Here is an 18,786-nt window from a genome sequence, read left to right on the forward strand (position 1 = left end):
ACCAGCTCTGAGTAGCTATGTCACTCTGCCTGACAGTCGCCCGGCTACCGATAGGTTCGATGTTTGAGTACCGCAGTTCTGTTCTCCAGCAGCGAAACACGACTTCAGGATGGTTTCTCCACCTTCCCGCCGACTACGATTACGCGCGCAGAGCTTGGTACCGAGGTCCCAGAGACCTTCTGGTTGCAGCTATCCGCGGTGCTGATAATCTAGCCACCGCGCTCCCGCCCGGGAGTTCCCTGGAGCCCGTCGGGGCGGCTTCAGATGCAGCGTCAAGATGTGGCACACGTGTATTCATATGCGCCCCAATGGTCCCGGGTGGAGGTTGGTAATGACGAATCGTGTTTCAGAGGCTGTCGATCGACTGTTTCGCGTAGCGACCTCAGGGGAAGCATCTACGCTTGCAGGATTGATGGAGGCAGCAGCCCGGGACCGGAAGCGCCCGATCACCGTCGTTCAATCCAACAAGAACCTGCCGATAGGCGTTTTCGGCCAATGGGTTCAACATCCCGACCGGGACGAGGTTTCCTGCGCTGACTGGGTTCACGCCCGCGAGCGCACGCTTGCCCACGAACTCGGCCACATCCTGCTCGGGCATCGGGGCCGACCTGCCCGCGAGTTCGCGGAAGAGTTTCTTCCAGCAGCGGCTCATGGATTGGCGAAGATAATGCTTCGGCGCGAGTGCAGTGACGGACACGACGCTGAGGAAATTGAGGCTGAGGCGTTCGCGAGCAGACTCCTTGGGCGGGTGAATAGTAACCAAGCATCCCGCAATCCCGGTGTGCGCGCTCGCCTCGACGAGGCGATCAGGTGACGGCAACAGCGGCGGTCGCAGTCCTTCTATGGATAGCCGCAGCCAGTCGGTTCCGTAGGTGGTGGTGGGCTCGCACATGGAACCTGGTCGGTGTTCTGACTGTCTTCACCTGCATGGCCGCCCACATGACAGTCAACCTGCCGCTCTTCGAGAGCTTACTGAGAGGCGCACTTGGTCACTCAAATGGTGCTGGCGCGGTCAAAATGGTCCTGTTTAGCGGAATCTGCTTCGGTGCAGCCATACTCGTGACAGACCTTATGGCTCCGTCCGATCGACGTCGCGCACAGCTCATCCGGCTTCATGCGTTGCTGTCAATGGTCACCGCAGGCGGGTCGGTGGCCTTCTTCTTGACTGCCCCGGAAGTGCCGGAACAGCGCGACGGATATACCTTCGACGACCTGTATGCCCACACTCCCGGATATGCGGAGGCCGGCATTACCGCGATGCTCTACCCGTTCCTTCTCTGCATCGTGGTGACCATCGTGACGGCCGGCCATGCCGACACGCGGACCGCGACGGGTCGTGGCTTGATGGTGCTGTGCCCTGGGGTTTTCATGCTCACCGCCTACGCCGGCATGCGAATCACATACGTACTGGCCGCGTCTACCGGTGCAATCGATCCGACTCCCCGAGTCTTCGACATCACTCAGGTTCTTGCGCTCGTCGGGGTCCTCATGGTCACCATCGGTGTGCTGTGGCCGACGATGGCTCTCTGGACGGCCGCACGCCGGGCGTTGCGAGATTTCTTCGAACTCCATGAGGTGCTCACTGCGCGCTGGCCTGGTGTCGTTCGACCCTCCTGGAAAGGTAGCAGCGCCACGGATCGCGTTGCCGACCGCGCCACGGAAGTGATGGACGCCCTTAGCATCGCCGCCCAAGCCGCAGGCCTCCCCCATGGCGCCCCGATTCCCGAGGACGAAGCGCCAGTTGCAATAGTTGAGTGGATCCTTACCGGCTTCGCACGGGAAGAGTTGCCCCAGGAAGCTCTCGGCGCTCCGGAGGGCGTCTCAGACGTCGAGTGGGTGCGCACTCTCGGCGTCGCTTTCAACACCGCACGACAGGAAAAGTTGGTGGCCGCAGATGGCGATGACTGAGAATCAAACCCGCGGCGACCGTGTTGATCGCCTTGCCAGAGCATTGACTGAGGTGGGAGCTCCTTGGGTTCTCAACATTGTCTCGTCACTCTTCCTGGGCGTGTACCTTGAGTCGACGGCATGGGGGATCTTCGTCGCCATGATTTCCGGCGGCCTCCCCATGGCCTTCATTCTGTTCGAAATCTGGCGATCACGGATCGGCGATCACCATGTGACCGAGCACCGCGAACGTCACCTTCTGATTGTCGTTATCTTGGCAATCGTGCTTGCGGGTCTCGTCATTCAGATCTGCGCCAATGCACCCGCAGAACTAATCGCCTTCACGGCCGCAGGGTTTGCGACGTTGCTGGCCATCGGGATAATTACCAGCGTCGTTCGGTGGAAGGTCAGTGTGCACACTGCTGTCTCAGCGGGCATCACCGTGATTCTCATGCTCGCTGTCTCACCGATTTGGGTTCTGGCACTAGCGTGCACGCCCGCGATCGGTTGGTCGCGGGTGCGGCTCGGTGATCACACGACTGGTCAGGTCATCGTGGGTGCATTCGTGGGCGCCGTCATCGCTGGAGGCACGTACGCACTGTTCACCTAGTCCTATTCGGGACGCCGGAACGGGAAGTATGTTCGTGCTGCAATATTCTGGTCTTCGGCGTCTCGGAGATCTTGGATGTAGGCGATATAGCCCTTGATCTCCTCGTAGACATCGTCGTCATTGAAGTAGTCCATTGGTACTGCGAAGACTCGACATATGTCTCGCAGCGTGGTCCAGCTCGGCGAAGATCGCTTGCCGGACAGCAACTGCGACATGTATCCCGGCGTCATATTGCCGCCGGCGGCTCGGATGGCCTCGACAACCTCCGCTTGACTGTAGGGGCCTCGCCCCTTCGGATGGACCGTGTCGAATAGATGTCGCAGCCTTTCGGCGAAACTCTCGCTCACCGCACATCCTCCAAACTTCAAGCTTCGCCGGTAGTTGGACATGAGTATAGATGTCGTTGACGTCGCCTTATTGCAGTAGTTACGGAAGTGTTTACTGTTGCAAGTTTGCAGTAGTAAAGTAGGCTCAAGATCATTCACATGACCGACAGAAGGCGAGGCACCGGTGTCACGGAGTTCGGGCACGCCACCGCGCACGAGGACGTCAGGCGGGCATGCCCGGCGGCCGGCTCCGCGCCCGTTGATGCGCATCCCGCAGCTCCGCAATGGAGATGTCGAGCGCAGACGACAGGCGCTCAGCAACGTTGTCGGACAATGCCGTCTCCCCACGCTCGATGCTGCCAACCACGGCAGTGCGGACCCCGGCACGCGCACCGAGTTGCGGTTGGGTCAGCCCCAGCAGAACCCGCCAGTCGCCCGGGAAGCGCTCCGAGACTGGGATATTCACAAAGTCGGAGATGGGAACTTCAAGAACAGCGGCAACCCTCGCCAGGACGTCAACTTGGGGCGATGCAGTGCCCTTCTCCCACCTTCTAATCGTGGCGACGCCGACGTCGGAAAGCCGTGCCAAATCGGCTTGCGACCAGCCGGCGTTGCGGCGCGCGCCAACCAGGGCGGACGGAGTAAACCCGCGCATAACTCGCCGACTCACCGAAATAATCCTGCCGCACATGTGGTCACTGGTAGACACTGTGCCGCCCTCTCGTTACGATGCGCACATACGATCGGTTTTAAACGATCGCTTTTATATGATTGCACGAGAGCCGCATGGGGGTGGAGCTAAGAGTCGAACCCTATTGCAACGAGAAGCCCCCTGACCGTTAGCGGCGGCCAGGGGGCTCAAGCCTCAACGGATTAGCGGTCCGTTCAGGCACCATCAGCAGATTGGAGTCTCTGCAATGAACACGATAGCTGGCGCCCAAAGAGAGCGCGGTGAGCGGCATCCAGCCGTGGCGCGATCGTTAGCCACTGCCGACCTGGTGCGCATCACTGCCCAACACGTGTCTGCCGAGGGGCGTTGCGAGGAATGCGGCGCCATAGTCACGGCAGCTAAGCCTCTGTGCCCCCGAGCTGCGGCCGCGCTCCGCGAGCTAGCGCGGCGCGATGGAACCGCGGACACGTCGTCGAGAACGATTCGCTTTTCGGTCGCGGCGTTGCTGCGTTCGGCGAGCGCACACCGACCAACCCCTGAGGGGCGTTGCTTCCGGTGCGGCTTCGTCTACACCCCCGAGTGCCAGGACTGCCCGCAGCTGCGGCGTATCCGCCGCGAGTTGGAGGCACGCGGAATGATCCCGTTGACCGCACCTGAGCCGGGTGTTGGCACGTGCGCGGGCAAGTCCGCTTCCTGGGAACTGACGGGGCAGAAGTTGGCATCGTGGCAGCGTGCGATCAATTCGTGCCACGAATGCCCGATCCTCACCCAGTGCCGCGCCACGCTTCGCGATCGAATCGTTGGGGGTGAACCGCCGCAGGATCAGGTCGTCGCGGGCGCCGCGTTCGATTACTACGGCAATCATGTACCCGCCGATCGGCTCCGGGCGTATGCAGTCCTGCGTGCCAGGACTCCCCGAGGTCCTGCCACCCACGTCGCTGCCGGTGGTGATGCCGCATGACCGCTCGCCGATCAACCCCGACGGTCCTGCCGTGCTCGATTGACCCGCAGTCGTGGGACATCGATGAGGGTTCGTACCAGGCCGGCCGCGACGCGCAGCGGGAGTGCTTCCGGTGTCCGCGGCTCGCCGCATGCCGCGCCGAAGTCGCAAAGATGATCGCGGCGGGAGATCCGCCGCGGTCGATGATCTGGGCCGGTGTCGCGTATCGCCACGACGGAACGGCCGTCGCCAGTGATCGTGAGCTGCGGGTGTACTACAACCGCGTCGTAGGGCAACGGGCAATCGAGCGGGGGTCGGCGGCATGAGCAGTCTTTCCGACCGTGTCCTCCTCATGGCGACCGGCGAGATCGAGTGCCCCGGCACCGAGGGGCTTCCTTCCCTGCGGTGGAACTGGCTCGCTGACCTGCACTCCCACCCGATGTGGGGTCTGGTCACCATTCCGGGCTTCTCCGTACCCGTGGGGTACACCGTCGCCACGTTGTGCCGCGATATGCCGACCGGCACGGTCGACCCCCTCGCTGCTCGATGGGATGCGATTGACCGGCTCGCTGCGATCGGCGCCAGCCGCGCTCAGTCAGCTGCCCTCTATGCCTGGTCCGCGGTCGCCGACTCCTCAGTTGACGCCCACGACTACCTGGGTGGCCATCAGTTCAGTGGTGCGGAAGCTGTCGCCGCCGCGTTCTGGGCGCACCTCGCCGCCAAACCGGGCTCTGTCGCCGAGGCGTGCGTCGCCGCGGCCATCGAGGCCTGGGATTCACGGCTGCACTGCCCCTCGGCGAGAGGGGCGGTCGCATGAGGGGTCTTACCGCAACCGACCGTCACGGGCGAACGTGGGAACTCATCGCGATAGAGAGCGTCATCTGCGCATTCCTCGTCACCGACACCAGGACGCCGACCGTGATGTCCGCTCCGGATCTCATCGACACGCATGGCCCAATCCGGCTCTCACCGGACAGGTGTCGTCTCAGCCCGGGATCACGCGACGCGCTCGTAGATGTCGTCGACCTCGTCGCATCGGAGCCCGAGACAGCCACGGTTGAGCAGATCCGTGAGGTTGCCGCCGCGGCGCACCTGTTGCTCGGTGTGAAGCCGGCACCGCGGTCGGCGTAACTGGCACGGCTGCGACCAAACCAACCCTTCTCCGATCCCTTTCAGCGGACACGCGCGAACCTCCACAGTTCGCGGTGACCGCGCTTGTGGATCGGCATCCACCCACGCCCAAAGCGAGGCGATGCCCCTGAACCGTAACCATCGCGCTACCCCGATAACCCAAATTTCAAAGCGCAGACCCTCAGAAAACACGAAAACCCCCTTGGTGGGGGTGGTTTCAGATTCACGAACCGCTCCGCCGGCATGTTGTTGAGGAGGACTTGCCGGTCCTCCTCAACCAAGAGGGTGAAGGCCTTGCCGCGCCGTCACATTCTCTGAGGGTGAGTGCCGGAAGTTACCCGCTTCCGACACTCGTTCTGCATTCCCCGAAGGGACATACCTGTGCCAGGTACGTCTGATGCTAACGCATGCGCTGAATCAGCTTCAACACCAATCGTTTCGTCCACCAACACCACGTCATCGACGCACGGCGGTACGCACATTCCGCAGTCGGCAGAAGTCGAGACCTGGGAAGCCTCCGTCCACGCAGCCACCCAAGCCATCAACAAACTGCACGAATACAACCGCGACACCGGGCAACGCGGCCGATCCTTCACCCTCCCGATCACACCCGGACGCGAAGCCACCATCCCCGTCTGGTCCGGCCGCACCGAATGGCTACGCCAACTCCGCCACCACATCACCCACACCGCCACTGGCCAAGCCGCACTCACCGCCCACCGCATCAGTATCGAACGCCTAATGGCCGTCGCCACAGCCCACGCCCGATTCGCGGATTCCACCACCGGCCGCGGTGTCACCGCGTCCCGGCAACTCATCGCACACCACGCCGGTGTCTCACTCTCCGTGATCAACCGGGCCCGCCGCGTCCTCAAAACCCTCCAGATGGGTGTCGAACTCGAACGCGGCCGCACCCTTCGCACCCATGAATACCTGGCCGCCGAACTCCACCACGGCGGCCAACAACACCACGCCGCCTCCGTGTGGGCACTCAGCTCACCGAAACACATCGTCGACGCCACACCCCCACCCCCACAACGACCATCGCGTCCGCGCCGCGCCCGCGCCGCCAGACGTCTCGCACGCCACCGCACCCGGCCCCAACAACCGACCACCGCGGCCAGCACCACTCATCCCCAGGCCACCGGCGCTGACACCCTATCCCCCGGTACTTACGTTCCTTCACATAATCTTTCGTTACGAAGCACTCACCAACGCGCACACGCGCGGCCCACCACACCCACCCCACAACCCCGACCACTCCACCTCCAACGAGCCGCCGCCACCCTCATCGCCCGCTCCCCCGATCTCACCCACGGCCATATCGGCACCATCTGCGACACCATCACGGCCGCCGGCATCGACACCACCCGCTGGACCGGCCACGACATCGCACAGACCCTCGACCGCGACACCACCCAACGCGGGTGGACCTGGCCCACCGCAGACCGGATCAGCTCACCGGCCGCCCTCCTCCGCTGGCGACTGACCCACATCGACTGGACCGGCCCCTCCCCCAGCCAGCACCGCACCGCAGCCGACGCCCGGCGCCGCCGCGAACAGCACGCCCGCCGCACCGCCATCCACCATCGCAACGCCATGCAAGCAACCCCGGAGCAGCGGGAAGCCGCCCTCGCACAGATCCGCCGGACCCTGCGTCACACCACACATCGCCGACTTGATCTCCGATGAGCCGTCCAGAAGGACGTTCGCCAGTTTCGCGGGTAGTCCTCCACTGCCATCGAGCCGCCGCACCTCGGGTGACCGGCCGAGTGCTACTGCTGTGGAACAACACCGGAGGCGATCTTTGGACTATCTCGATCAGCGTTGCGGCAGTGGATCGCTGCCGCAGTGGTGCGAGTTCTCGGAAGCTGGGCGAGTCTCACGGCGTCCGCCCACCGTTGGAGTGCGTCGGCGGGGTCCGGCTCAATGTGGATACGGTGTCAGCCATGACTGACTGGGTGCAGCAAGCGCAGGACCTCACCGACGAGGTGCTGCGGCCCGCTGCGGCGGAGGTCGACAGGTCGGGGAAGATCCCGCGATCGCACTTCGCCGCACTACGCGGCCGGGGCTTCTACGGCCTCACCTTCGCCACCACAGACCCCGTCAACACCCTCGCCGACGTCGGCGAAATCCTCGTCAGCGGATGCCTGGCGACCGCATTCGTCTGGGCCCAGCACCACGGCACCCTGCTCCGGATGGTGATGTCGAGAAACGACACCCTCAAGGCACAATTTCTCGCCGGCCTGCAGAGCGGCGCCGTCACATCCGGGGTGTCCGGCAGCGGCTACGCGAACCCGGAGAACCCCTTTATCGTCGCGACCGAAACAGACGATGGATACACCATTACCGGGCAGGCACCGTTCGTCACCGGATGGGGTCTTGTCGACGTCATCGGTGTCACCGCATACGACACCCGAGCACAGAAAACAGTCACCTTCCTCATGGACGCGACCGACGGCCCAAACGTCCACGCGAACCGAATCCCGCTGTCCGCGGCCAACGCATCCCACACCGTCGAACTGACCTTCAACGGACACCACATCCCCCACACCGCAGTCATCCACGTCCGAAAGACTCCTCGCGGCGGACTCAGCATCGCGGACCGGGCGATTCTCCGGATCAACGGCTCCCTCGCCCTCGGCGTGGCACGAGCCTGCCTGACCGAAGCCGACCGCATCGGACACCCCTGCCCACAACTGTGGGAAACCCACGCCACAATCCGCGAGGCCCTCAACAACACGGCCACCGGCGACGGAGACATCTACGACGCCCGCGCCCGCGCCAGCCAATTCGCCGTCACCGCCGCCAACTACGTCGCCACCGCCGCAGGAAGCCGATCCGTCCAACACGGCGAACCCACCGAGAGAATGGCCCGGGAAGCCACCTTCAGCATGGTCTGCACCACCACCCCGGAAATCAAGTCACGCATCCTGACCACCCGTCACCCCCAGTGAACCTGCGAGACCGAGGCGCGATGACACCCGAACCGAGTCAGACGTTCACGACAGTAGCGGCAAGCTGCTCACACATCCTCGGTCCCATCACCGGCGTCCCGCTCCCGGCACGCCGTCCACGAACAGCAGGAATCCGCACTCGCACAGATCCGCCAGGCCTGTGCCAACCCCGGCCGAAGCGACACGATCTTCGATCTATCGCAACAGGACGTCCACCCCACCCACAGGCGGGAGTCCACCACGCGGGCACCCGAGCCCTCACAACGATTGTCTGCAACACGCCCAGCGTGATGCACCGTGCATCACCAGCACCCGGATAGCGGGTGCGTCCAGTCCGGATGGCGAGCCCTCTGCAGTGTCTCGCACGGTCAATGCCCAACACGAGCGAACCAGCGATACACCTCAGGTGTCATGCAGGAACGCTCGAAGTCGCTCGAGCACCAACTCGGGTCGTTGATCGACAACCCAGTGACCGACGCCGTCGACCGTCTCGAGCCGAAAACCACCTGCGTGCTCGGCATACCCGCGCAGCAGCGTCGGAGTGATCACCGGGTCCCCCACTCCGTGCAGGAACCGCATCGGAACATCAACGGAGGTATTCGCGAATTCACCGGCACGGATCAATTCTCGCGTCAGGAATGTGCGATACCAGCGCGAGCCGGCCACCGAATGACCGGGCAAGCGCATGCAACGCACATAGAGCCTGAAGTCATCGTCGTCGAGGTAGAACCCGGCGCCGACCCAACGGCCCGTCATCCTGATAAAGCGACCCTTCGGGTCGCTGAGAAGACGCGGCCCGATCACCGGAAGAGAAATCGGGATCTGATACCAGAACCGCCACAAATGTCGAACTGCCGTCAGATCGAACGTCAGCCACGGTCCTACCGTGTTCAGGCCGAAGAAGCCGGACACCTTCTTCGGATGTCGCAGCATCAGATGCGCCGCGATCGGACCACCCCAATCGTGCGCCACGACCCGCACCGGGGCGACGCCGAGCCGGTCGAGCACAACCGCGAGATCATCGGCCATATCGGTCTTGTAGTAGCGTCCATCGGGCGCTGAGCTCCACCCAGCCCCGCGCAGATCCGGGCACAGCACGCGGTAGCCATCGGCCGCGAGCGGTCCGATCAACTCGTGCCACGCCCACCAATTCTGCGGGAAACCGTGAACAAGCATGACCGGCGACCCGTCGGCCGGCCCGGCATCGGCGACGTGAATCGTCACACCGCCGCCTACGTCGACGAACCGGTGCTCCACCCCAGCGAGCACCGGCAATGAAGGTGAGTTCATGGCTACTCGCTCCCTGTTCGCACGACGATGCCTCACCGCGAATAATGCAGCGTTCACCCGCTACGCAGATAGGCTGCCACGTACGCAGAACCCGCGTAGGGCTAATGCGCCGATGACGGGACGCGAACAGGACGAGGTATCGCGCGGGCGAAACAGAACTCGCGAGTGTCAAGATCTCCTGGTAGTCGTCAGGTCTGGGATCGGCCTTGAAGTCCAACGGCACCTCACTGTCGTCGGGACCTTGGCGCCAGCCGCGCTTCTTGCACCGATGCGGATGACCGAGACGGGACGGGACGACCTCCACGCCGTGAAGAAGTCAATGAGCGTTCGGGCGATCAGGCCGGGCGCGTTCTCCATGGGGACGTGCCCCGCATCCGGGATACGGATCAGCGTGGTATCCGGGGACCTCCGAGGCCAACCGCTCCGGGCCAGATCAGCAACATGGGCGTTGTGGACGCCGCAGCGCGCGGACGAGGTCGAGGGTGTAGCGGCAGTCGACCGCCTTCAGCATGGTCTGCACCACCACCCCGGAAATCAAGTCACGCATCTCGAGCGCACGTCACCCCTAGAACGCTGCCAGGACGACGACACCCAGACAGCGGAGGTACAACACGATCGTCCGCATGAACGCTCTCGCTGATGCACCGTGCATCACGCTGTGCCGCCATTCGCGAGCACCCAGCCTGTACCGATCCGCTCAGCCCGCTCCATACCTTATCCGACTGACCAGGAGAATCGCTCCTGACGAGGCAGTTCGCATCGAGCGTGGCCCGCGGTTCGGGACTGACCCTCGTACCGGAAGTGAAATCGGGGCTCCGCGCATGCGCCCACTACTCGTGGTCTTGGACGGTGCTGGTCACACCGGGACGTCCTTCTGGCGGATACGGGACACGCGGGCGTAGGCGGCGGGCCGCCGAGTAACGACACAAGGATGGGTCGCTACCCGACGAGCGGGAGCGAAACCAGACCGAGGATCGGCAGAGAGTTCGCCGCCGTCGATCTTGATCAGTTCGAGGGGAGAGACGGCGATGGTGAACGCGTGCGCGGCTGGCGGGTGGTCCTGGCCGGTCTACAGCCCGAATCCGCAATTTTCCATACGGGACAACGTCATTGCGCGGATCGCGTGGAGGGGATGGGTCAGTGCGGGGTGCCGCCCGCGGCCAGGTAGGTGTCGATGGCCTGTTGCAGGCGGTCCAGGGCCGCGCCGTAGGTGGTGAAGTCGCCGGTGTGTTGCGCCTCGCGCAGATTGGCCAGGGCGTTGTTGAGTTCGAGGACCGCGGCGGTCAGCTGGTCCGATGTCGCCGGCGGCGGGGCGGGCGGGGCGCCCGGTGGGGGCGGCGCCGGCGGTTGCCCGCCGGTAGGTGGTGGTGTGGTGGCGTCGCCGCCGGGTGCGGTGGCAACGGCGCCGGTGCCGGTGCCGAAGACCTGGTCGAGGGCCTCGGCGAGGGTGGGGGCGTACCCGATCCGCACCCCGCCGGTGCCGGGTTCGCGGTAGCTGACCAGGACCCGGGCCAGCTGCGGGAACGTGGAACTGTTGGGCGTGCTGGTCAAACGTTCGGTGAACACCGGTTCGACATAGAGGATGCCGCCGTCGGCGATCGGCAGGGTCAGCAGGTTGGCGTAGTAGATCCGGTTGGACCGCTCGAGCAGGGTGCGCTCGGAGGCGACGCGGGTGTCGGAGATCATCGAGTTCTGGGTCTGCCGCGGGCCCTGGGTCTGGGTATCCGTCGGCAACCGCAGAATATCGATCCTGCCGTAGTTTTCGGGGTCGGAGTGCACCGAGAGGTAGGCGGAGAGGAATTCGCGGTTGAAGCCGACCATGGCGCTGGTGAGCCGGAAGGACGGGGCCGCGGTGCCGGCGTCGCCGACCAGGACGTAGTACGGCGGCTGCTCCCCACCGGTGTCTGCGGTCGGATCGCTGGGCACCGACCAGAACGCGTTGGTAGTGAAGAACTCCCGCGGATCATCGACGTGATACTTCGCCAGCAGGTCCCGCTGCAGGCGGAACAAATCCTCGGGGTAGCGGAAGTGCGCGCGCAGCTCGGTCGGGATCGCCGTCGGCGGCTGCACGGTGCCGGGGAACACCTTCATCCACGCCCCCAGGACCGGGTCGTTCTCGTCGACCTGGTAGAGGGTGACGGTGCCGTCGTAGGCGTCGACGGTAGCCTTCACCGAATTCCGCACATAGGACACCTCCTCGCGGGCCAGGGTTCGGCCGGTGTCGTTCACGACCGGCTCAGCGAGTGAACCGACCTGCGAGTACGGGTAGTGCGCGGCGGTGGTGTAGCCGTCGACAATCCACACGATCCGGCCGCCGACCACCGCCGGATACGGGTTGGAGTCGGTGGTCAGCCACGGGGCGACGTGTTCAACCCGGGCGGCCGGGTCCCGGTTGAAGATGATCTTCGACTCGGACCCGATGGCGCCGGAGAACAAGATGTTTCGCTCGCCGTACCGGGCGGCGAACGCCAACCGGTTGACCCAACTGCCCACCGGCACCCCACCGGTGCCCGTATAGGTGTACTGGGCGGTGTCGGTGTCGTACTCGCGCGGCGGCACACCCTCCGGGCCGCCGACGATGGAGTAGTCCGGGTCCGCCTGCGCGATCACCTCACCGAAGTAGATGCGCGGTTGCTCGACCGGGATCACCTGGTCGCCGCCCACCTGGGAGGCGATATCGCTGACCGCATAGATCGGATACCCACTGTCACTGCTCGCGCTCTGCCCGGCGACATCGCGGACGGCGGCGTTGACCCTATTGGCGGGAGCGGCGATGAACCCGTTGCCGTGGGTGTAAACGGTGTGCCGGTTGATCCACTGGGTCTGGTTGCCGCTGAGGCTGTTCGGGGAGAGCTCGCGGGCCGCGACGATGTAGTCTGCGAGTTGTCCGTCGATGGTGTAGCGATCGATGTTGAGGTGCTCGGGGAAGCCGTAGAAATTCTTCAGCTGTTGCTGCTGGGTGAAGGTGCGCGAGAGCACGGTCGGGTCCAGCAGGCGGGCGTTGGCGATCGTGGTGACGTCGGCGGGAATGTCCCGGGGCGACCGGGTGCCCACCCCGGGGTAGTCGAGGTAGTCGACCCGGTCCGGGCCGAGTCCGTACGCCTGCCGGGTCGCGGCGATGTTGCGTTCGATGTAGGGACTCTCCCGGTCGGCGGCATTCGGACGGACCGAAAACTGCTCGATCAGCGCCGGATAGATTCCACCGACCAGGATCGCCGAGAGCACCAGCAGTGCCGTCGCCATCGCCGGGATCCGCAGGTCCCGCACCGCGATCGCGACGAAGAACGCCACCGCGCACAGCACCGCGATCGCGACCATGATCAACCGGGCCGGCAGCACCGCGTTGATGTCGGTGTACCCGGCGCCGGTGAAAGTCGGCTCCTTCCGGCCGCTCCACAACAAGGAGTACCGGTCAAGCCAGTAGGACGCCGCCTTCAGCGCGATGAACGTGCCCGCGAACACCGCAAGCTGGACGCGCGCCGGCCGGGACACCTCGATGACGTGGTCCTTGCTCGGTGCCAGCCGGATGCCGCCGAACAGGTAGTGGGTTCCCAGCCCAATCAACAACGCCAGGAACACCGCGATGAACAGCCACGCCAGGATCAGCCGGTAGAACGGCAGATCGAAGACGTAGAAGCCGATGTCGTACCCGAACTCCGCGTCCACGGTGCCAAACGCGCCGCCATGCAAGAACAGTTGCACCGTCTCCCAACTCGCCTGCGCGTGCAGCCCGAACGGCAGCGCCAGCAGCAATGCGATCCCCACCGTGAACGACCGCGGACGGCGCGACACCACCTCCCGGTACCGCTCGACCGGGTCCTTCGCCGTGTTCGCGCCCGAGGCCGCGAACAGTGGGCGGGACCGGTACGCCCACACCACGGCCGCGAAGATCACCGCACCCACCAGCAGCGTCACCGCCGTGAACAGGATCAGGCGGGTGACCAGGACCGTCCCCCACACGCGACGGTAACCAACCTCACCGAACCACAGCCAATCGGTATACCCCACGACCAGACGCGGCCCGATCACCAGCAACGCAATGAGCGCCACCGTCACCATGATCATGACCCGGGCCCGCCGCGGCAGCGCCCGCATCCGGTCGGACGGTTGCATGGCCACCTCCCACGGGTCGGCTCACGAGCAGCCCCGCCGCGGACCACCTCGCCCGATCCAGCGAAGGCGTTCGTATCACCCAATTCTAGGCGGCGCCGGGCTCATCCTGGCCGGCGCGCACTCGGCACCGGATTGGGCGAAGTGGACCCGCGAGTGGAGCGCCGCCGGGTTCGAGGGCGCGGCTCGTCGCCGGTTCCTCCTCGGCCGGTGACACATTGCTCCTGCGAGTCATCGCGGTGACCGTGATCGGCAGAACCGTGGAAACGGCCGTCAAGGGCACCCTGCCACTCGCCGGCCGAAACACGCCGTCCATGCGCATCGGCTGGCTGCAGCGAGGGCGTCGGTGCGGGGAGGCCGTTCGCCGGCTGAGGTGATGGCCCGTGCAGCGATTCGCGTGGTGCAGGATTCCCCAAAGGTCGTCGAAGCCGATCGTCAGCAGACGCTGCCGATCGGTCCGACGGGCCAGCAGGCCGCGGTCGGTCAGGGCGTCCAGCCCAGCCACCAAGACGTCCCCCAACTCGGCGGGTCGGCCACACCTCAACCACCAATCCTGCCTACTACGCGCCCTCCCGAAACGCGGACAGTCGGAGCGTCATGCCCACTGGACTAGAACCATTCCGCAGTCGTTGTCGACAAGCCCAGCCGCCGCGCCGTGGTGAGCGCGATCAGTGTCCGAAGTGGTAACGGCAGGCAGCAATGCGGATCTGATCATCGACAATCTTATAAACCAGCCGGTGCTCATCGGTGATACGCCGGGACCAGTAGCCCTGAAAACCGTCCTTGAGGGGCTCTGGCTTGCCGATTCCGTCGTTCCCGTTGCGTTCGACATCCTTGAGTAATGTGTTGATCCGCTTGACGATCTTCCGATCCTGCGCCTGCCACCAGACGTAGTCCTCCCACGCAGACTCGTCCCAGACAAGTTTCACTCAGCCAGATCCCGGACAGTTCCCCCGCCGGACTCCAACCGATCGATCGACGCCAACAGCCGGCGGGCGTTCTCCGGACTCCTGAGCAAGTATGCCGTTTCCTTCAACGACTCATAGTCGTCGAGCGAAACCATCACCACCGGCTCGTGACCCGCCCGCGTGATGACGATTTCTTCCCGGTCATCGACGACGGCGTTGAGGACCTCGGCGTACCGCGCGCGAGACTCCGAGTAGGTCATGGTTCGCATGAGCACACCTCCAGTCATTACGTACAAGAAATTGTACGCAACCCGACATGCTTCCGCAATCCAAGGGGACGCCCCACCGTGGTGCGAGCTCGAGAACGAAAATTCACCCCGCGGTCCGCATCCCCTCACCGCCCGCCGATCCCCCGCCGCTCCGGCGAGCGACTCATCCGGACCCGGGACCGACCGCGTCCACCAACCGGTGCGGGGCTGCGCAGCGATCCCTGGCCGACGCCCATCCGGATCGAAAAATCCGAGAGTGAGGACCCGCAGCGGGACAAATGGGCGGAGCAGCTGCTGCGCAGCCTGGACGTCGCCCCCGAGGACACTCCCGTCGTGATCTGGCACGGCGAGAAGGTGCTGCGCAATCCGACGAATGCGGAACTCGCCCGCATCGTCGGTCTTCCGGTCCCGGACTCCATCCCGGACGCGGACGCGGCGACCGTGAGCGCCAGGCTGTAGTGAGGACCGAGGACGGAGTGTGTTTGTACTCGGTCAGGTCGCCATTCGACGGGGTCATGTCCGCTTGGTGATGCTGTTCTCGGCGGAGTCCGAAGCCTTGGCTGGGTGGCGGCCGAGGAACAATGCCAGCAGCGCTCCCGCCGCGCACACCACCGACGTGATCAGAAATATCCCGGTGTACTCGGTAACCAGAGCACGGTCGACTGCCCCGGTGTACTCGGCCAGCTCCCTCGCCGCCTGCTCGGGAGGTTTGCCGACGGGGAACGGCACCTGCAGGTTCGCAGTCAGGCTGTGGAAGCGGTGCAGCCCCCACGCGGATAACGCGGCAACCCCGACGAGCATCCCGGTCATCCGCGCGACCACCACACCGGCAGAGGCGATCCCGTGCTGGATGGGCGACACGGCGCGGAGCACCGCAACGGAGAGCGGCGCGATCACCAGGCCGAGCCCTAGCCCAGCGACGGCCAGGTCGGTGTCCAGCCGGGGCACCGCAATCGGCCCGACCTGGTACGGCACGGATAGCACGTCCATCGGCCACCGGGCCATCCGGAAGTAACCCGCCGCGGCCAGCAGCATGCCGACCGCCGCGACCACCCTGTCGCCCAACCGTGCCGCCAGCAGCCCACCGAGCAACGCGCCGACCGGGAGCGCGGCCAGGAACCGCAGCAGCAGTATGACCGCTCCCCGGTCGTCCCGATCGAGCAGCGACTGGGCGAACAGGTCGACGTCCACCAGGGTCACCATCAGCGCGACGCCTGCCGCACCGGATACCCCGAGCGCGGCGAGGAACGCGCCCATCTGCACGTCGACCGGGTCGATCAGCCGGGTCTTGGCACGCAGCTCCCAGCCGACGAAGGCGACGGTCGCGACACCGACCCCGACCAGCATCGGCCCGCCCCACGGTGGCAGCACGGCGGTGCGCGGGTCCGGGTTGTACAGGCCGACGACGGCCAGCCCAAGGGCGACCGCGAGCAGCAGCCCCCCGACCACATCCACCCGGACGGGTTCGTGCGCCGGATCGCGGCGCGACACCGAAACCTGCACCGCGATCATGGCAAGCACGCCGAGCGGTACGTTCATCCAGAACACGCCGCGCCAGCCGGCGATGCCGAACGCGCTTGACCACACGGCAAGACCTGCGATCGCCACTCCGTATAGCGGGCCCAGCACGCTGCCCAGCTCCTGCACGGCACCCACCGCGCCGAGCACGTTCGACCGCTTGTGGGTTGCCCACAGGTCGGCGGCAAGCGCCATGGTCACTGGCAGCAACGCTCCACTTGCGACACCCTGAACGACCCGCCCGGCAACGAGCATGGGCAGGTCGTCGGCGAGCGCGGTGACCACCGAGCCGACCAGGAACCCGGCGAGGCAGCTCTGCAGCACTAGCTTGCGGCCGAACCGGTCCGATGCCTGGCCGAGCAGCGGCATCGCGGCAATGTAGCCGAGCAGGTACCCGGTGACGATCGGGGTCACCCGCTCCAGTCGGTTCACCGGGATCAGCAGGTCGTCCATGATCTGCCGGATCATGCTCACCAGGACGTAGGTGTCCAGCGCGCCGAGCAGCACGGCGAGCGCCGCGGCGCCGATGGCGACGGTCCTGCTCCGCCCCGGGATCAGCTCGACACTCACGGCGGGGGTGTCACCGTCACGGGCTTGTCCAGCTCGGACACCACCACGTCGACGGTCGGGGCGTCTGCGCCGGCCGGCTTCGGGAACGTGACCAGCGCTCTGATCGGGAGGTGCGTGCCGTCCTCGTCAAGCCACACCGTGATGTCCACCTCGGACTCGACCCCGGGAACGATGTTGCCCACCGCATCCTTGTCCGCCCGTCCGGTGATCTTGTACGCCGGTGTCCCGTCAACCTTTTCCCTCGCCTCGGTCTTCGCATCCGTGATGCTGGTCAGCACCTTCGCGAAGCCCCGGTCCGGGTCGAGAATGGCGGTCGGGTCGTAGTACTCGGAGGTGAGCGAGGACGGATACCGCTGAAAGGTGCCGGTCGGGCCCCTCAGGTACAGCGAGTCGTCGACCAGCACGAATTCACCTTCGATCAGCTGGCCGGCCAGGGTCAGCTTCACCGTGCCCTTCGCGCCACCGGCCGGACCGCCCTCCCTGGTCAGATCGCCCTCGGCGGTCTGCACGCTGATGCCCGGAATCGAGCCGTTGACGGTCATCGTGAAGTGTGCGCTCTTGATATCGCGGAGGGCGGACGCCGACTCGGCGAGCAGCCCGGCCGCGTCCGGCAGGTTCGCGCTCCCTCCCGGATTGGTGTCGGTGCTGCAGCCGGCAACTACCGCCACGCTGAACGCGAGGGTCCAGAGGAAGATACGGCGGGTGAGCATGCCCGCATCGTAGGACGCCGGCTCCGAAAACGCCCGGCTTGCGGCCAGAACCGGTGTCGTTGCGGGAACGCCGGGCGGCCACCGAATCACCGGGCACGGCAGGTGCGCCGAAATGGCCGGCGTTGCGCAAATCTCGGTACGACGCACTTGACGGTCTCGGCGCGGGGCGCGTTCGGTGACCTTGTGGGTTCTGGCGCTTCCACATGCGCGGGTGATCGCAGTTTCCCTTCGCCCCTGCCACAGGAACCGTCTGCTCTCTACCACTGTTTACCGCCCTCTAGCGTCTACGTAAATCTCATACTTTCTGCCACCGGGGTGGCAGGCGGTGAAGATGTACGTGCTTCACGGCTACCCGTAACACCGTGCGGTGCTGCTGGTTCGACCGTGTCCCACACCGACGCTTGTGATGCAGGACGGGTACTTGATCGTGTCACCCCCACCCCGGGGTGTCGCGGTAGGAACACTGCGGCGGACACGGCGATGCCGCGGCCGAGCCGGGTGGGACCGGTCTTGTCCCGGCACTTGCGCACCGGGGCATGCTCGACCCTCCGGATCTCCGGTTTCGTGCCACGGGTGCGGACGGCGGCGCCGCGCCCCAACAATGCACGTTTGGCGAGGTTCACCTCCGCCACATGATCACGATTTCCACCAACCCGGCAGTGCGCACACCACGCATCGTGGTAGCCACCCGGCCGGGTCAGCCGTTCGTTGCAACCCTGAGCCTCCCCCGTTTCTCCGGAGACTTCCGAACCAGGTTTGATCCTGGGTAGATGGAGGAAGGACGTCACTGTGGGAACGAGGAAAGTATCCGCCGGAGCCGCGGGAGCGCGCGGTCCGGTTGTACCGGGAGTCCGATCTCAGCCCCTGGATCCATCTGCATATTGCCTGGC

General features: G+C 65.3%; 17 protein-coding genes. 8 read left to right on the forward strand and 9 right to left on the reverse strand.

Going from position 1 to position 18,786, the window contains the following annotated elements:
• Positions 1 to 382: 382 nt before the first annotated feature.
• On the reverse strand, positions 383 to 892 hold the full coding sequence (locus GO592_RS35945; protein WP_157180068.1) for a hypothetical protein: 510 nt from the start codon (positions 890 to 892) through the stop codon (positions 383 to 385).
• Positions 893 to 939: 47 nt separating this feature from the next.
• On the opposite strand from GO592_RS35945, the gene GO592_RS35950 reads away from it, so the two are divergent.
• Complete coding sequence (locus GO592_RS35950) at positions 940 to 1,908, forward strand: hypothetical protein (protein WP_237723826.1); 969 nt, start codon at positions 940 to 942, stop codon at positions 1,906 to 1,908.
• Positions 1,895 to 2,497 (forward strand): hypothetical protein, encoded by a 603-nt coding sequence (locus GO592_RS35955; protein ID WP_237723830.1) that lies wholly within the window; start codon positions 1,895 to 1,897, stop codon positions 2,495 to 2,497. The genes GO592_RS35950 and GO592_RS35955 overlap by 14 nt, the downstream gene beginning before the upstream one ends.
• A gap of 2 nt (positions 2,498 to 2,499) precedes the next feature.
• Here GO592_RS35955 and GO592_RS35960 read toward each other — a convergent pair whose 3' ends face one another.
• Positions 2,500 to 2,844 carry a helix-turn-helix domain-containing protein gene (locus GO592_RS35960; RefSeq protein WP_011599406.1) on the reverse strand — a complete coding sequence of 115 codons (345 nt, stop codon included), beginning with the start codon at positions 2,842 to 2,844 and terminating at the stop codon, positions 2,500 to 2,502.
• A gap of 202 nt (positions 2,845 to 3,046) precedes the next feature.
• Positions 3,047 to 3,514, reverse strand: a complete 468-nt coding sequence (locus GO592_RS35965) for a helix-turn-helix domain-containing protein (RefSeq protein WP_020476731.1) — start codon at positions 3,512 to 3,514, stop codon at positions 3,047 to 3,049.
• 936 nt (positions 3,515 to 4,450) lie between these two features.
• Between GO592_RS35965 and GO592_RS35970 the strand changes: the two genes are divergently transcribed.
• The 5 genes from GO592_RS35970 (at position 4,451) to GO592_RS35990 (ending at position 8,521) form a co-directional block, all read left to right on the forward strand.
• On the forward strand, positions 4,451 to 4,759 hold the full coding sequence (locus GO592_RS35970) for a hypothetical protein (protein WP_016880511.1): 309 nt from the start codon (positions 4,451 to 4,453) through the stop codon (positions 4,757 to 4,759).
• Positions 4,756 to 5,250 (forward strand): hypothetical protein, encoded by a 495-nt coding sequence (locus GO592_RS35975; protein WP_011599403.1) that lies wholly within the window; start codon positions 4,756 to 4,758, stop codon positions 5,248 to 5,250. Before GO592_RS35970 ends, GO592_RS35975 begins: the two co-directional genes overlap by 4 nt.
• Positions 5,247 to 5,564 (forward strand): hypothetical protein, encoded by a 318-nt coding sequence (locus GO592_RS35980; protein ID WP_081437564.1) that lies wholly within the window; start codon positions 5,247 to 5,249, stop codon positions 5,562 to 5,564. Before GO592_RS35975 ends, GO592_RS35980 begins: the two co-directional genes overlap by 4 nt.
• Positions 5,565 to 6,305: 741 nt before the next feature.
• Positions 6,306 to 7,256, forward strand: coding sequence for a Rep protein (locus GO592_RS35985; RefSeq protein WP_237737276.1), 951 nt, complete (start codon positions 6,306 to 6,308; stop codon positions 7,254 to 7,256).
• Between the two features lie 257 nt (positions 7,257 to 7,513).
• Positions 7,514 to 8,521 (forward strand): acyl-CoA dehydrogenase family protein, encoded by a 1,008-nt coding sequence (locus GO592_RS35990; protein ID WP_041813189.1) that lies wholly within the window; start codon positions 7,514 to 7,516, stop codon positions 8,519 to 8,521.
• A gap of 402 nt (positions 8,522 to 8,923) precedes the next feature.
• On the opposite strand, the gene GO592_RS35995 is transcribed toward GO592_RS35990, so the two are convergent.
• The 4 genes from GO592_RS35995 to GO592_RS36015 all read right to left on the reverse strand — a co-directional run bounded on the left by GO592_RS35995 (position 8,924) and on the right by GO592_RS36015 (position 15,098).
• The gene (locus tag GO592_RS35995) at positions 8,924 to 9,811 is read right to left on the reverse strand and encodes an alpha/beta fold hydrolase (protein ID WP_011599398.1); all 888 of its coding nucleotides are present in this window, start codon (positions 9,809 to 9,811) and stop codon (positions 8,924 to 8,926) included.
• A gap of 1,137 nt (positions 9,812 to 10,948) precedes the next feature.
• On the reverse strand, positions 10,949 to 13,924 hold the full coding sequence (locus tag GO592_RS36005) for a UPF0182 family protein (RefSeq protein WP_202715270.1): 2,976 nt from the start codon (positions 13,922 to 13,924) through the stop codon (positions 10,949 to 10,951).
• Positions 13,925 to 14,589: 665 nt separating this feature from the next.
• Positions 14,590 to 14,850, reverse strand: coding sequence for a Txe/YoeB family addiction module toxin (locus GO592_RS36010; protein WP_007299764.1), 261 nt, complete (start codon positions 14,848 to 14,850; stop codon positions 14,590 to 14,592).
• Positions 14,847 to 15,098: a type II toxin-antitoxin system Phd/YefM family antitoxin gene (locus GO592_RS36015; protein ID WP_005569061.1), complete on the reverse strand. Its 252-nt coding sequence runs from the start codon at positions 15,096 to 15,098 to the stop codon at positions 14,847 to 14,849. The genes GO592_RS36010 and GO592_RS36015 overlap by 4 nt, the downstream gene beginning before the upstream one ends.
• A gap of 78 nt (positions 15,099 to 15,176) precedes the next feature.
• Here GO592_RS36015 and GO592_RS36020 point away from each other — a divergent pair, with 78 nt between their 5' ends.
• A complete protein-coding gene (locus GO592_RS36020) occupies positions 15,177 to 15,557 on the forward strand; it encodes a hypothetical protein (RefSeq protein WP_007299763.1) in 381 nt (126 codons plus the stop codon).
• Between the two features lie 54 nt (positions 15,558 to 15,611).
• Here the strand turns inward: GO592_RS36020 and GO592_RS36025 are convergent, their stop codons facing one another.
• Both GO592_RS36025 and GO592_RS36030 read right to left on the reverse strand, forming a co-directional pair.
• The gene (locus GO592_RS36025) at positions 15,612 to 17,186 is read right to left on the reverse strand and encodes an MFS transporter (protein ID WP_007299762.1); all 1,575 of its coding nucleotides are present in this window, start codon (positions 17,184 to 17,186) and stop codon (positions 15,612 to 15,614) included.
• Entirely contained in the window at positions 17,183 to 17,896 is a 714-nt protein-coding gene (locus GO592_RS36030) for an LppX_LprAFG lipoprotein (RefSeq protein WP_007299761.1), read from the reverse strand. The genes GO592_RS36025 and GO592_RS36030 overlap by 4 nt, the downstream gene beginning before the upstream one ends.
• Positions 17,897 to 18,786: the final 890 nt, after the last annotated feature.

Origin of the sequence: Rhodococcus sp. 21391 (assembly GCF_016772255.1) — a bacterium.
In the GTDB taxonomy this organism is placed as follows: domain Bacteria; phylum Actinomycetota; class Actinomycetes; order Mycobacteriales; family Mycobacteriaceae; genus Rhodococcus_F; species Rhodococcus_F opacus.

What these genes read in the sequence shown, in the direction of transcription:
- GO592_RS35945 (WP_157180068.1), bottom strand. Translation starts at nt 892, where the DNA reads ATGTGCGAGCCCACCACCACCTACGGAACCGACTGGCTGCGGCTATCC.
- GO592_RS35950 (WP_237723826.1), top strand. Translation starts at nt 940, where the DNA reads ATGACAGTCAACCTGCCGCTCTTCGAGAGCTTACTGAGAGGCGCACTT.
- GO592_RS35955 (WP_237723830.1), top strand. Translation starts at nt 1,895, where the DNA reads ATGGCGATGACTGAGAATCAAACCCGCGGCGACCGTGTTGATCGCCTT.
- GO592_RS35965 (WP_020476731.1), bottom strand. Translation starts at nt 3,514, where the DNA reads ATGTGCGGCAGGATTATTTCGGTGAGTCGGCGAGTTATGCGCGGGTTT.
- GO592_RS35970 (WP_016880511.1), top strand. Translation starts at nt 4,451, where the DNA reads ATGACCGCTCGCCGATCAACCCCGACGGTCCTGCCGTGCTCGATTGAC.
- GO592_RS35975 (WP_011599403.1), top strand. Translation starts at nt 4,756, where the DNA reads ATGAGCAGTCTTTCCGACCGTGTCCTCCTCATGGCGACCGGCGAGATC.
- GO592_RS35980 (WP_081437564.1), top strand. Translation starts at nt 5,247, where the DNA reads ATGAGGGGTCTTACCGCAACCGACCGTCACGGGCGAACGTGGGAACTC.
- GO592_RS35985 (WP_237737276.1), top strand. Translation starts at nt 6,306, where the DNA reads ATGGCCGTCGCCACAGCCCACGCCCGATTCGCGGATTCCACCACCGGC.
- GO592_RS35990 (WP_041813189.1), top strand. Translation starts at nt 7,514, where the DNA reads ATGACTGACTGGGTGCAGCAAGCGCAGGACCTCACCGACGAGGTGCTG.
- GO592_RS35995 (WP_011599398.1), bottom strand. Translation starts at nt 9,811, where the DNA reads ATGAACTCACCTTCATTGCCGGTGCTCGCTGGGGTGGAGCACCGGTTC.
- GO592_RS36005 (WP_202715270.1), bottom strand. Translation starts at nt 13,924, where the DNA reads ATGCAACCGTCCGACCGGATGCGGGCGCTGCCGCGGCGGGCCCGGGTC.
- GO592_RS36015 (WP_005569061.1), bottom strand. Translation starts at nt 15,098, where the DNA reads ATGCGAACCATGACCTACTCGGAGTCTCGCGCGCGGTACGCCGAGGTC.
- GO592_RS36030 (WP_007299761.1), bottom strand. Translation starts at nt 17,896, where the DNA reads ATGCTCACCCGCCGTATCTTCCTCTGGACCCTCGCGTTCAGCGTGGCG.